Below are 12958 nucleotides of genomic sequence, written 5' to 3'. Positions count from 1 at the left end.
CGGCTCCGATCGCACGAATGGCGGGGTTGTTGCGGATTCCGCAGACCGATGCCAGACTGGGGGAAAGCGCTTACCCATTGTCGGTATCGCAGTCGAAGACTGTGACGACACCGCACGCGAAGAAACAGACAGGACCACACCGTGTCAGAGACGACCATCGCCGCACCCGCCCCGGCGCCCGCTGCTTCCGCCCCCGCCGTCCGCGAGATCGGCATCATCATGAACGGCGTCTCGGGCCGCATGGGGTACCGCCAGCACCTGGTGCGCTCCATCCTCGCGATCCGCGAGCAGGGTGGGATCGAACTGCCCGACGGCTCGAAGGTGACCGTCAAGCCCCTCCTCGTGGGTCGCAGCGAGGCGAAGCTCGCCGAGCTCGCCGCGAAGCACGGCATCGAGGACTACACGACCGATCTGGATGCCGCCCTCGCCGACCCGCGCTGGGAGATCTACGCCGACTTCCTGGTCACGAAGGCCCGCGCGACGGCTCTCCGCAAGGCGATCGCCGCCGGCAAGACCATCTACACCGAGAAGCCGACCGCCGAGTCGCTCGAAGAGGCGCTGGAGCTCGCGAAGCTCGCCGCCGACGCCGGCGTCAAGACGGGCGTCGTGCACGACAAGCTCTACCTCCCGGGCCTCCAGAAGCTGAAGCGCCTCATCGACTCGGGCTTCTTCGGCCGCATCCTGTCGGTCCGCGGCGAGTTCGGCTATTGGGTCTTCGAGGGTGACTGGCAGCCCGCGCAGCGTCCCTCCTGGAACTACCGCGCCGAGGACGGCGGCGGCATCATCGTCGACATGTTCCCGCACTGGAACTACGTGCTCGAGAACCTGTTCGGCGAGGTCAACTCGGTCTATGCGCAGGCCGCCGTGCACATCGCGGACCGCTGGGACGAGAACGGCGAGCACTACACCGCGACCGCCGAAGACGCCGCCTACGGCGTGTTCGAGCTCGAGGGCGGCGTCGTCGCCCAGATCAACTCGTCGTGGACCGTCCGCGTGAACCGCGACGAGCTCGTCGAGTTCCACGTCGACGGCACGCACGGTTCCGCTGTCGTGGGCCTGTTCGGCGCCAAGATCCAGCCGCGGAACGCGACGCCGAAGCCGGTGTGGAACCCCGACCTCGAGGACACCCACGACTACGACGCCGACTGGCAGAGCATCCCCGTCAACGACGTGTTCATGAACGGCTTCCGTCAGCAGTGGGAGGAGTTCCTGATCTCCTACGTCGAGGGCACTGACTACGAGTTCGACCTGCTCGCCGGTGCTCGCGGCGTGCAGCTCGCCGAGGCGGGCCTCCGCTCCAGCCGCGAGGGCCGCAAGATCGAGCTCGACGCGCTGTCGCTGGACTGATCGATGACCGACCTCACCCTCCTCTCGGGCGACGGCGCCCTCCGCCGCGTCCCGCTCATCGACACCTCGGGCTACACCCGCCCCGAGGGACCGCTCCGCAGCCGTGTCGCCTACGCGGCTGCGCACGTCGTGCCGAAGACGCACGCCGACAACACCCCCGGCCAGCCGGCCGACATCGACTGGGATGCGACCCTCGCGTTCCGCCGCAACGTGTACTCCTGGGGTCTCGGTGTCGCCGACGCCATGGACACCGCGCAGCGAAACATGGGGCTGGATGCCGCGGCCACCCGCGAGCTGATCTCCCGCTCCGCAGAGGTCGCCCGTGAAGAGGGCGGCTCCGTCGTCGTCGGCGTGAACACCGACCACATCGATGCGGAGCGGATCACGCTCGACGAGGTCATCTCGGCCTACCTCGAGCAGCTCCACTTCACCGAGGAGCAGGGGGCGGGGCCGGTCCTCATGGCCTCCCGCCACCTCGCCCGGGTCGCCGAGAGCGCCGCCGACTACCGCCGCGTCTACGACGCCGTGCTGTCGCGGGCGACCGCGCCGGTCGTGCTGCACTGGCTCGGCACGGCGTTCGACCCGCAGCTCGCGGGGTACTTCGGTGCCCCCGACTGGCAGAGCGCGTCGGCCGTGCTGCTCGAGATCATCGAGGCGAATGCCGACAAGGTCGCGGGCGTCAAGATGAGCCTCCTCGACGCGTCCTCCGAGGTCTCGGTGCGCGAGCGCCTGCCGGAGTCGGTGCGCATGTTCACGGGCGACGACTTCAACTACGTCGGCCTCATCGGTGGTGCGGACGTGCCCGACGCGCCGCAGCCGCCGCGCGACCCGGCATCCGCTCGGCAGCATTCGGACGCTCTGCTCGGAGCGTTCGCCGCGCTGACGCCGGTGGCCTCGGCCGCGATCCAGGCGCTCGACGCGGGCGACCCGGCGCGCTACCTCGAGGTGCTCGCGCCGACCGAGGAGCTCTCGCGTCAGGTGTTCGCCGCGCCCACGTTCTATTACAAGACGGGCGTCGCGTTCCTCGCGTGGCTGAACGGCCACCAGCCCGCATTCCAGATGGTCGGGGGGCTGCACTCCGCGCGGAGCCTGCCGCACCTCTCCCGCATCGTCGAGCTCGCGAACGACGCGAAGGCCTTCGAACGGCCCGAGCTCGCCGCCGAGCGGTGGAACGCGATGCTGCGCCTGAACGGTCTCGACGCGTGAGCGCCGTCGACGCGCGCCTGTCGATCAACCAGGGCACCCTCAAGTACGCCGACCTCGCGACCGCGCTCCGCGTGACCGTCGAGGCGGGCGTGCAGTCCATCGGGCTCTGGCGTGAGCCGGTCCAAGAGGTCGGTCTCGCGACCGCCGCCGCGATGCTGACCGACTCGGGGCTCCGGTTCTCGACGCACTGCCGCTCGGGCTTCTTCACGATGCCCGAAGGCCCGGCGCGACGCGCGTCGATCGCGGACAACCTCGTCGCCATCGAAGAGGCGGCCACCCTCGCCGCTGCCGGTGCGCCGGGTTCGGCGGCCGTGCTGGTGCTCGTCGCAGGCGGGCTGCCCGATGGCTCCCGCGATCTCGTGGGCGCGCGCGAGCGCGTCCGGGACGCACTGGGAGAACTCGCGCCGCATGCCGCGGATGCCGGGGTCACGCTCGCGATCGAGCCGCTGCATCCGATGTACGCGACCGACCGGTGCGTCGTCTCGACCCTCGGGCAGGCGCTCGACCTCGCGGCGGACTTCGATCCGTCGGTCGTGGGTGCCGCCGTCGACACGTTCCACATCTTCTGGGATCCGGACGTGCTCGACTCGATCGAGCGCGCGGGCCGTGAGGGCCGCATCGCCACGTACCAGGTGTGCGACTGGAAGACGCCGCTTCCCGCGGACGTCCTCCTCGGCCGCCACTACCCGGGCGACGGGGTGATCGACCTGGCCGGGCTCACCCGCGCCGTCGTCGACACCGGCTACGCGGGTGACGTCGAGGTCGAGATCTTCAACGCCGACGTGTGGGCGACCGACCCGCTCGAGGCGGTGCGTCGGACGGCTGCAGGGTTCGCGGCATCCGTCTCACCGGCTCTCGCGGGTCGATGACGCACCTCGCGTACCGCCCGAACCGCCGCCCGTAGACTGCGCACCATGACGGACCGCACCCTGCGTCGACCCGCGCCCTCGGGCGCCGTGACCCTCGACGACGTCGCGCGCGAGGCGGGCGTGTCGCTCGCGACCGCGTCGCGCGCCCTCAACGGCTCGACGCGGAAGGTCGCCGACTCGTATCGGGAGCGGGTCGAGGAGGCCGCGTCGCGGCTCGGATACACCGCGAACCTGTCGGCGCAGGCCACGGCGCGGGGGACGTCGGCGATCATCGCGCTGCTCGTCGCCGACATCGCCGACCCGTACTTCGGGCTCATCGCCTCGGGCGTCGCGCGCGGTGCGGACGAGGCGGGTCTCGTCGTGACGGTCGCGATCACCGACCGCGACCCCGACCGCGAGGTCCGGCTCGTCCGCGCCCTTCGCGGGCAGCGGCCGCGGGGACTGATCCTGGCGGCGTCGCGGACGACGTCCGGCCCGGACCCCGACCTCACGCGCGAGCTCGACCTGCTCGGCGCAATGGGCGGTCAGGTCGTCGCACTCGGCCCCGGAGCCGGCGGTGTGCGCTCCCTCATCCTCGACAACCGCAGCGGCGCCGAGGCGCTCGGCCGTGCGCTCGTCGAGCGCGGTTACCACGAAGCCGTCGTGCTCGCCGCCGAAGAGGGGACCGCGACGAGCGACTCGCGCCTCGAGGGCTTCTCGGCCGGGTTCACCGGTGCGGGCGGCGCAGAGCCGCGCGTCTACCGTGGCGGCTTCACGCGCGAAGCCGGCTACGAGACGATGACCCGAGCCCTGGCGGACGGCGTCGAGCCCGGGACGGTCGTCTTCGGCATCAGCGACGTCGTCGCGATCGGTGCTCTGACCGCGATCCGCGCGGCCGGGCGGACGGCGGGCGACGACATCGCGCTCGCGGGCTTCGACGACATCCCCACCGGACGCGACGTGACCCCGGCGCTGACCACGGTGCGGGTGCCGCTCGAAGAGGTCGGCTACCAGGCCTTCCGTGCCGCGACGGATGCCGAGTGGGCGCCGCACCCCGACGACCTCCGACTCGAGGTGCTGCTGCGCGAGAGCACCCCGCCGCGCGCATGAGCGTCGTCGTCGCCCTCGACAGCTTCAAGGGCTCCCTCCCCGCTGCCGCCGCGTCGGCCGCGTTCGCCGACGGCTGGCGCGAGTTCGCGCCGACGGCGGACCTGGTGCTCCGTCCGATGGCCGACGGCGGAGAGGGCACGCTCGACGCCTTCGCCGCCGCGGTCCCGGGGGCGAATCGGCGGCCGGTTCGCGTCCGCGGTCCGCGCGGCACCCTCGTCGACGCAGAGTGGCTCCTCCTCCCCGACGGCACCGGTGTCGTCGAACTCGCGTCAACGAGCGGGATCGAGCTCCTCGGCGACGACCGCTTGCCGTGGGATGCCGACACGACCGGCTTCGGGCAGGCGATCGCCGCTGCCCTCGACGCGGGGGTCTCCCGGCTCGTGCTCGGGATCGGGTCCTCGGCATCCACCGACGGCGGCAGTGGGATGCTGCGTGCCCTCGGCGCGCGGATGGTCGACGCCGATGGGCGCGACGTTCCCGCCGGTGCCCGCGGGCTCGCGGCTGTGTCGGCCATCGACCTCACGCGTCTGCGGGCGCTTCCGGCGGGCGGTGTGACGGTGCTCAGCGATGTCACCAACCCGCTCACGGGACCGTCGGGTGCGGCGGCCGTGTTCGGTCCGCAGAAGGGGCTGAGCTCCGCGGACGTCGACGTGGTCGACGGCGTGCTGGAGCGGTACGCCGCCTGCATCGCGCGCCAAGTCGGCGGCCTCGATCCGCTGCTCCCCGGTGCGGGAGCCGCGGGTGGGACGGGCTTCGCCCTCGCCGCCTGGGGTGCCGAGCTCGTGCGCGGCGCCGAGCGGGTCGCGGACCTGGTCGACCTCGCCGGTGCGGTGGCTGCGGCATCCCTCGTTGTCACGGGGGAGGGGTCGTTCGACGGGCAGTCCGCCGCGGGGAAGGTGCCCGCGTTCGTCCACGGTCTTGCCGCGGAGCATGGCGTGCCGGTCGCGGTCGTCGCCGGTCGCATCGGGGCGGATGCCGACACCTCGGGCTTCGTGCACGCGGTGTCGCTCACCGACCTCGCGGGCAGTGCCGAAGCCTCGATGGCCGATCCGGTGCGCTGGCTGCAGGATGCCGGCCGGAGCCTCGCGCGGCAACGGGCCTGACCCGGGGATACCGCCGATGGGAGCCCATGAGTCGTCGCCGCGGGAATGGTCGCGCGCGGACTGGGTCGCCCACGCCGACGCGCTCCTGGATGCAGCGTTCCGGCACGCGTCGCCCGGCGGCGGGCGCATCCTCCTCCCCGGCGCCGAGGGCGGGTACGGCCGTGACATCGACGGTCTGGAGGGGTTCGCCCGCACGCTGCTGCTCGCGGGATTCCGCATCGCGGGGGAGCGCGGCGCCGGCGTCGACGACCTCATCGCCGCCGTCCGGCGCGGGATCACGACCGGGGTCGACTCGGGCGCACCCGATCGGTGGGTCCGCCCGGACGAGCACGGCCAGGCGAAGGTCGAAGCGGCATCCATCGCCCTCGTCCTGGATCTCACCCGACCGTGGGTGTGGGACGCCCTCGACCCGGTGACGCAGCAGCGGGTGATCGACTGGTTCGCCCCCGTGGTGGGCGACGACACCTACCCGCGGACGAACTGGGTGTGGTTCCGGATCGTGGTCGAGACGTTCCTGCGGTCGGTCGGCGGTCCGTGGTCGCCGGACGACATCGCGGCCGACCTCGCGTGCCACGACTCGTTCGTGCGCGACGGCGGCTGGCTCGCCGACGGGGAGGAACGCTCGTACGACCATTACGTCGGATGGGCGCTGCACGTGTATCCGATCCTGTGGTCGCGGATGTCGGGGGCCGCCGAGCTCGCCCGCGGGCGGACGGCGGGCGACGTCGCCCGGCTCGACCGCTTCCTCGACGACGCGCTCGCGCTCGTCGGAGCGGATGGCTCGCCGCTCGTGCAGGGGCGCAGTCTCATCTATCGGTTCGCGGCGGCCGCCGTCTTCTGGATCGGGGTGCTCGCCGAGACGCCGTCGCACTCCTCCGGGCGGCTGCGGTCCGCGGCGGAGAGGGTCGTGCGGCATTTCGCCGATCACGGCGCGCCCGACGCGGACGGGGTGCTGACGATGGGGTGGCACGGGGAGTGGCGCTCCCTCGCCCAGTCCTACTCCGGTCCGGGGTCTCCGTACTGGGCGGTGAAGGGGCTGATCGGGATCATGCTCCCCGCCGATCATCCGGTCTGGACCTCGCCGCCGGAGCCGCTTCCCGTGGCGACGCACGATGTGCTGGCGGCCGTCACCGCCCCGGGATGGATCGTGTCGGGGACGGCGGATGACGGCATCGTCCGCGTCATCAACCACGGCACCGATCACTCGCTCCCCGGGACTGTGTCGACCGATTCACCGCTCTACGCGCGCATCGGGTACTCGACCGCGACGTCACCACTCCTCGACGCTCCTTCGTGGCGGGAGCCTCTCGATCAAGCGGTCGTGCTGCGAGACGCCGGCGGGCGCGTGACGCACCGCAGCGGGATGCAGCTCCTCGGCGTCCGCGTCGATGATGGGCCGGCCTGCCGGGTCGGGGTGGCGTCGGCGGTGTGGGACGCGCACTGGATCGAGCCGGAACCCTCGACGCACGCGCACGGGTCGGGATCCACGGGGGCCGCGCGCTACGCCGGGCGCCTGCGGGTCGACTCGCTCGTCCGTGGCAGCCTCGAGATCCGGCTCGTCCGTGTGGCAGACCTCGCGGCCGACGTCGGGGACCTGCGCCTCCGGGTCGGGGGGTGGCCGATCGCCGGAAGCGACCCGCGGGCTCAGGTGGACGGCTCGGCGGCCGAGGTCGTGTCCGACGGTCTGACGAGCGGCATCCGCTCATTGTCCGGGGGACTGGCGCACGTGGTGGGGCGAGAGGACGCGAGTCCGTTGGGCGTGAGCGCACTCGTTCCCGTCGTCGAGGTCGAGGTCGGCATCGACAGTGTCGTTGCTGTGGCGGTGGATCTGCGCGGGGCAGGCGCGGCCGTTCGGACCGAGGTGGCGGTGACCCTCGAGGTCGACGACGTCGCGATCACCTGGCCTGATGGCTGCGTGTCTCGGACGGCACTCCCTCCGCTCACAGCGCGCTCATAGCATCCACTCCGGGGGCATCACAAGCCCGGCGGCGGGTCCACGGAGTCCTCCCTACAGTCGTCGGTCACGGCCGTGCTGAATCCGTTTCGGCCGTCGTGCCGAATTACCTGCAGCACCATCACATGCAGGGACCGCGGCATCCGTCGCACCAATGGAGGGACATCCCATGACCAGCTCACCCAACCGCCTCGTCGCCGTCGTCTTCGGCGCCGTCTACATCCTCGTCGGGCTGCTCGGCTTCACCGTGACCGCGGGCGTCGACTTCCTGGCCACCGACGGTCAACTGCTGCTCGGCATCTTCATGGTCAACCCGCTGCACAACGTCGCGCACCTCCTGATCGGTGCCGCCCTGTTGATCGGCGGCCTGTCGAACGTCCGCGCCGCCAAGGGCGTCAACATCGTCGTCGGTGCCGCCTACCTGCTGCTCGGCATCGTCGGCTTCTTCATCGTGGGCAGCGCCGCCAACATCCTCGCGCTGAACACGGCTGACCACTTCCTGCACCTCGCGAGCGCGATCGTGCTGCTCGGCGTCGGCATCGCTGCCGACAAGCAGGTTTCGCCGCGCGCGGCCGTCTGATGTCGCCGTCCGCCCTGGTCCGCTCCTGGCCCGCGCTCGCCGCGTGGGGAGCCGGGCTGGTGCAGCTGGGACTGGGCGCGGGCGCGATCGTGAAGGGCGCCGATGCCGTCGATCGCGGCATCGGCATCCTTCTGGCCACCGTCGGCGCCGCCACCCTCGCGTGGGGCGTCGTCACCCTGGCCAAGGGTCGGATCGCGATGCCACGCTCGGGTGTGGCCGTCTCGCTGGTCGGAATCGTCCTGCTCTTCGGGCTCATGCTCGTCGGGCCGGCACAGGTGAGCGTCTACCCCGTGGCCGTCTCAGCGATCCTGTCGCTGGCCGTGGGCGTCGTGTCTGCGGTCGCGCTGCGTCGTGCCGGCCGCGGACGTCCGAGTCGAACCGCAGCGCGGTCGGCGGCGCGGACGAGCATCGGAGGCCTCATCGCCGGGGCCTTCCTGCTCGCCGGCGTCGTGACACCGGCTCTCGCAGCCACCCCGATCGGCAGCGATGCCCCCGGTGCATCGGTCAACGAGGTCTTCATGACCGGACACGGCGGGCACTGAGCTCGTTCGACGTCAGCGGATGCAATGGATCCGCGCCGACACGCCGACAGCGGGCGGATGCCGCGGCGCGCCGCCCGGCATCCATTGCATCGCGTGACACTCAACACCCCGTGCACGCGAGAACGCCCCGGAGCCACACCGGCACCGGGGCGTTCTGTGCGTCTTACAGTCCGCGTGCGAGGCGGTAGTAGGCCTGGTTCCAGCGGATCTCCTTCTGGAACCCGCGGACGGTCGTGTCCTCGTCGATGACGAGGAGCTCGGTGCCGGCGATGTCGGCGAAGTCGCGGAACACCTCGATGCCCACGGCCGTCGTCATGACGGTGTGGTGCGCCGCACCGGCCGCCAGCCAGCAGGATGCCGAGGTCGCGAAGTCCGGCGACGGCTTCCAGACCGCGCGGCCCACCGGCAGCTTCGGCAGGTCGGGTGCGTCGACGTTCTCAACGACGTTCGCGACGAGGCGGAACCGATCGCGCATGTCGCTCATCGCCACGACGAGGGCAGGACCGGCATCCGCCGTGAACACCAGGCGCACGGGGTCGGCCTTGCCGCCGATGCCGAGCTCGTGCACCTCGAGGCGCGGCTTCGACGTCGTGAGCGAGGGCGACACTTCGAGCATGTGCGCGCCGAGGATCCGCTCGTTACCCGGCACGAGGTCGTAGGTGTAGTCCTCCATGAGGCTCGCGCCGCCCGGGAGCCCCGAGCCCATCACGTTCGCCACGCGCACGAGGATCGCGGTCTTCCAGTCACCTTCGGCGCCGAAGCCGTAGCCCTCGGCCATCAGGCGCTGCACTGCGAGGCCGGGCAGCTGCGTCAGCGCACCGAGGTCTTCGAACGACGTGGTGAACGCCCTGAAGCCGCCGGCTTCGAGGAACGAGCGCAGGCCGATCTCGATCGCCGCGCCGTCGCGCAGTGACTGGTGGCGCTCCGCGCCGGGCAGCAGCTCCGCCGCCACGTCGTACGAGGCCACGTACTCCTCGACGAGCGCGTCGATCTGCTGCTCGGATGCCTGGGCCACGGCATCCGCCAACTCGTTCACACCCCACGTGTTGACCTGCACGCCGAACTGCAGCTCGGCCTCGGTCTTGTCGCCCTCGGTCACCGCGACGTAGCGCATGTTGTCGCCGAAGCGGGCGAGCTTGAGCGTCTTGACGGCCTGCCAGCCGGCGGCGGCGCGCTCCCAGTCCTCGATCTGCTGCACGACGACCGGGTTCGAGACGTGGCCGACGACCGTCTTGCGGGGGACGCCGAGACGCGTCTGGATGTAGCCGAACTCGCGGTCGCCGTGGGCGGCCTGGTTGAGGTTCATGAAGTCGAAGTCGATGTCGTTCCAGGGCAGCTCGACGTTCGCCTGCGTGTGCAGGTGCAGGAGGGGCTTGCGGAGCGCATCGAGGCCCGAGATCCACATCTTCGCCGGGCTGAACGTGTGCATCCACGCGATGACCCCGATGACCGAGTCGTCCGCGTTCGCGTCGAGCGCGAGCCGACGGATCGACTCCGAGTCCTTGAGGACGGGCATCCACTCGACCTTCACCGGCAGGCCGGCGAGGCCCTCGGCGACGGCCTGCGACTGCTCGGCGACCTGGCGCAGCGTCTCCTCGCCGTAGAGGTTCTGGCTGCCGGTGACGAACCAGACGGTGTACTGCTCGAGGCTGGTGGAGAGGGTCATGCTGTTCCTTCGTTCGATGAGCGGATGCCGCGGGTGCCGAGCGCGGTTACGGCGACGGCTTCAACGGCCAGGCCCTTGCGGTAGCGGATGAGGTAGTCGGTGAAACCGGCGACGTCGGCCGGATCGGGGTTCACGGTGGCGGACGTCGCCCCCGCGAAGACGTGGTCGCTGAGGTAGGAGGACAGGTCGGTCCCGCGCTGCGCCGCCGCGAACGCCGCGAGCACAGCCATGCCCCACGCGCCGCCCTCGGCAGCCGTGTCGCCGACCGTGACGGGTGCGTCGAGGGCCCCGGCGAGGAAGCGCTGCGCGACGCCCGCGGTGCGGAACACCCCGCCGTGCGCGAACATCGCGTCGAGCGCGACGCCCTCCTCGGCGAGCGTCTGCATGCCGATCGCGAGCGTCGCGAACACGCCGTACACCTGCGCGCGCATGACGTTCGCGAGCGAGAAGTCCGCGTCCGGCGTCCGGACGACGAGCGGGCGGCCCTCGGCGAGGCCGGCGATCGGCTCGCCGCTCAGGTGGTTGTACGCGAGGGCCCCACCGGCATCCGCTCTGCCCTCGAGAGCTTCGCGGAGGAGCGTCTCGTACACGGCGTCCGTTGAGAGAGACTGACCGGATGCCGCGGCGAACCGCGCGAACAGCGAGACGAACGTGGCGAGCTCGCTCGCGCCGTTGTTGCAGTGCACCATCGCGACGGGCGAGCCCGACGGCGTCGTCACGAGGTCGATCTCGGTGTGGACCCGCTCCAGCGGGCGCTCGAGCACGACCATCGCGAAGATGCTCGTCCCGGCGCTGACGTTGCCGCTGCGCGGGGCGACCGCGTTGGTGGCGACCATGCCGGTGCCGGCGTCCCCCTCGGCGGGGGCTGCCACCGCCCCGGCGCGGAGCGTGCCGGTCGGGTCGAGGAGGGCGGCGCCCTCGGCGGTGAGCGTGCCGGCATCCGCTCCCGCGGGGAGGACCTCGGGGAGGAGGTCGGTGAGGCTGCGGCCGGCGAGGAATTCCGCCGCGTGCGCGTCGTACGCCGCAACGCGGTCGCGGTCGTAGCCGCCGGACGAGTCGATCGGGAACATGCCCGACGCATCACCGACGCCGAGCGCGTAGCGGCCCGTGAGCTTCTCGTGCACCCAGCCGGCGAGGGTGTTGATCTTCGCGACCGACGCGACGTGCGCCTCGTCGTCGAGCACGGCCTGGTGCAGGTGTGCGATCGACCATCGGAGCGGGATGTTCACGCCCAGCAGGTCGGTCAGCTCCGCGGCCGCCGCGCCCGTCGACGTGTTCCGCCACGTGCGGAACGGGACGAGCAGGATGCCGTCGGCGTCGAAGGCCAGGTAGCCGTGCATCATCGCCGAGACGCCGATGCCGGCGAGGTCGGTGAGCTCGGCACCCTGCCGGCGGACGTCGGCGACGAGGTCGGCGTAGGCGGCCTGCAGGCCCGACCAGATCGCGTCCTCGGCGTAGGTCCAGACGCCGTCGACCAGGGCGTTCTCCCACTCGTGGCTGCCGGCGGCGAGCACGGTGGTGGGGTTCTGGGCGTCGACGAGGCACGCCTTGATGCGGGTCGAGCCGAGCTCGATGCCCAAGGCTGCGCCGCCCGCGGAGATGACGGATGCGGCGCTCATCGGCGGGCGTCCGTGCTCTGGCCGTACACGTTCTGGTAGCGGTTGTAGAGCGCGTCGATCTTCTCCTGGGGGATCGGGATGAGCTCACCGCCCTGACGCGCGAAGTGGACCGTCCGCGCGGCGTCTTCGCACATGACGGCTGCCTTCACGGCATCCTTCGCGCTGACGCCGATCGTGAACGGGCCGTGGTTCTGCATGAGGACGGCCCGCGAGCGGTGGCCGCTCAGGGTCTCGACGATGCCGCGGCCGATCGAGTCGTCGCCGATGATCGCGAACGGTCCGACGGGAATCGGGCCGCCGAACTCGTCGGCCATGCCGGTGATGACGCAGGGGATCTCCTCGCCCCGCGCCGCCCAGGCGACGGCGTAGGGGGAGTGGGTGTGCACGACGCCGCCGACGCCCGGCATGTTCCGGTAGACGTAGGCGTGCGCGGCGGTGTCGCTCGAGGGCGAGCGCTCGCTGCCGGGGGTGCCCGGGACGACGTTGCCGTCGAGGTCGCAGAGGATCATGTTCTCGGGCGCGAGGTCGTCGTACGAGACGCCCGACGGCTTGATGATGAACAGGTCGGCGCCCGGCACGCGGCCCGAGACGTTGCCGCCGGTCCAGACGACCAGGCCGTAGCGGACGAGTTCAGCGTGGAGAGCGGCCACGTCCGCGCGAACGGCGGCGATCGCCTCGTCGAGATCGGTCATGCGCTCGATGTTATCGGTAACATGCCGGTTTGGCCATGGTGAGATCGAGGATTCGGTGCCCGGACCCGGGACCCGGCGGACCGAACTCCGGATGGATCGCCCGATCGGCCTGTGTCGGCCCCGCGGACCTCGGATCCTCCGGAGAACGGCCCGCGCGCGGCCGCGCACCCGGCGGGCGCTTGCCCTCAGCCGCTCGCTACCGCTCGCCTGGCGGACCCGGGACCCGGCGGACCGAACTCCGGATGGATCGCTCGATCGGCCCGTGTCGGCCCCGCGGACCTCGGATTCTCC

The 12958-nt window shown here is 71.7% G+C and carries 11 protein-coding genes; 8 read left to right on the top strand and 3 right to left on the bottom strand.

The window, feature by feature from the left end:
* The first annotated feature begins 141 nt into the window (after positions 1-141).
* The 8 genes from ABQ271_RS13385 (at position 142) to ABQ271_RS13350 (ending at position 8690) form a co-directional block, all read left to right on the top strand.
* A complete protein-coding gene (locus ABQ271_RS13385; RefSeq protein ID WP_349309226.1) occupies positions 142-1347 on the top strand; it encodes a Gfo/Idh/MocA family oxidoreductase in 1206 nt (401 codons plus the stop codon).
* 3 nt (positions 1348-1350) lie between these two features.
* On the top strand, positions 1351-2553 hold the full coding sequence (locus ABQ271_RS13380) for a dihydrodipicolinate synthase family protein (protein ID WP_349309225.1): 1203 nt from the start codon (positions 1351-1353) through the stop codon (positions 2551-2553).
* Positions 2550-3422, top strand: coding sequence for a sugar phosphate isomerase/epimerase family protein (locus tag ABQ271_RS13375; protein WP_349309224.1), 873 nt, complete (start codon positions 2550-2552; stop codon positions 3420-3422). The genes ABQ271_RS13380 and ABQ271_RS13375 overlap by 4 nt, the downstream gene beginning before the upstream one ends.
* A 45-nt stretch (positions 3423-3467) precedes the next feature.
* The gene (locus ABQ271_RS13370) at positions 3468-4511 is read left to right on the top strand and encodes a LacI family DNA-binding transcriptional regulator (protein WP_349309223.1); all 1044 of its coding nucleotides are present in this window, start codon (positions 3468-3470) and stop codon (positions 4509-4511) included.
* A complete protein-coding gene (locus tag ABQ271_RS13365; protein ID WP_349309222.1) occupies positions 4508-5614 on the top strand; it encodes a glycerate kinase in 1107 nt (368 codons plus the stop codon). The genes ABQ271_RS13370 and ABQ271_RS13365 overlap by 4 nt, the downstream gene beginning before the upstream one ends.
* A 16-nt stretch (positions 5615-5630) precedes the next feature.
* The gene (locus ABQ271_RS13360; protein ID WP_349309221.1) at positions 5631-7571 is read left to right on the top strand and encodes a DUF2264 domain-containing protein; all 1941 of its coding nucleotides are present in this window, start codon (positions 5631-5633) and stop codon (positions 7569-7571) included.
* Positions 7572-7737: 166 nt separating this feature from the next.
* Positions 7738-8148, top strand: a complete 411-nt coding sequence (locus ABQ271_RS13355) for a DUF4383 domain-containing protein (RefSeq protein WP_349309220.1) — start codon at positions 7738-7740, stop codon at positions 8146-8148.
* Complete coding sequence (locus tag ABQ271_RS13350) at positions 8148-8690, top strand: hypothetical protein (RefSeq protein WP_349309219.1); 543 nt, start codon at positions 8148-8150, stop codon at positions 8688-8690. Before ABQ271_RS13355 ends, ABQ271_RS13350 begins: the two co-directional genes overlap by 1 nt.
* Before the next feature lie 163 nt (positions 8691-8853).
* On the opposite strand, the gene araA is transcribed toward ABQ271_RS13350, so the two are convergent.
* From araA to ABQ271_RS13335, 3 genes are read right to left on the bottom strand one after another with little or no spacing between them, the layout of a single operon-like run.
* Positions 8854-10356, bottom strand: coding sequence for an L-arabinose isomerase (gene araA, locus ABQ271_RS13345; protein ID WP_349309218.1), 1503 nt, complete (start codon positions 10354-10356; stop codon positions 8854-8856).
* On the bottom strand, positions 10353-11975 hold the full coding sequence (locus ABQ271_RS13340; RefSeq protein ID WP_349309217.1) for an FGGY-family carbohydrate kinase: 1623 nt from the start codon (positions 11973-11975) through the stop codon (positions 10353-10355). Before ABQ271_RS13340 ends, araA begins: the two co-directional genes overlap by 4 nt.
* Positions 11972-12667: an L-ribulose-5-phosphate 4-epimerase gene (locus tag ABQ271_RS13335; RefSeq protein ID WP_349309216.1), complete on the bottom strand. Its 696-nt coding sequence runs from the start codon at positions 12665-12667 to the stop codon at positions 11972-11974. Before ABQ271_RS13335 ends, ABQ271_RS13340 begins: the two co-directional genes overlap by 4 nt.
* Between the last annotated feature and the right edge of the window lie 291 nt (positions 12668-12958).

This window comes from Microbacterium sp. MM2322, assembly GCF_964186585.1.
Lineage (GTDB): Bacteria > Actinomycetota > Actinomycetes > Actinomycetales > Microbacteriaceae > Microbacterium.
This window is presented reverse-complemented; position numbering and strand designations above follow the sequence as displayed.

Coding starts and splice junctions, on each gene's coding strand:
- ABQ271_RS13380 (WP_349309225.1), top strand. CDS start 1,351: ATGACCGACCTCACCCTCCTCTCGGGCGACGGCGCCCTCCGCCGCGTC.
- ABQ271_RS13370 (WP_349309223.1), top strand. CDS start 3,468: ATGACGGACCGCACCCTGCGTCGACCCGCGCCCTCGGGCGCCGTGACC.
- ABQ271_RS13365 (WP_349309222.1), top strand. CDS start 4,508: ATGAGCGTCGTCGTCGCCCTCGACAGCTTCAAGGGCTCCCTCCCCGCT.
- ABQ271_RS13360 (WP_349309221.1), top strand. CDS start 5,631: ATGGGAGCCCATGAGTCGTCGCCGCGGGAATGGTCGCGCGCGGACTGG.
- ABQ271_RS13355 (WP_349309220.1), top strand. CDS start 7,738: ATGACCAGCTCACCCAACCGCCTCGTCGCCGTCGTCTTCGGCGCCGTC.
- ABQ271_RS13350 (WP_349309219.1), top strand. CDS start 8,148: ATGTCGCCGTCCGCCCTGGTCCGCTCCTGGCCCGCGCTCGCCGCGTGG.
- araA (WP_349309218.1), bottom strand. CDS start 10,356: ATGACCCTCTCCACCAGCCTCGAGCAGTACACCGTCTGGTTCGTCACC.
- ABQ271_RS13340 (WP_349309217.1), bottom strand. CDS start 11,975: ATGAGCGCCGCATCCGTCATCTCCGCGGGCGGCGCAGCCTTGGGCATC.
- ABQ271_RS13335 (WP_349309216.1), bottom strand. CDS start 12,667: ATGACCGATCTCGACGAGGCGATCGCCGCCGTTCGCGCGGACGTGGCC.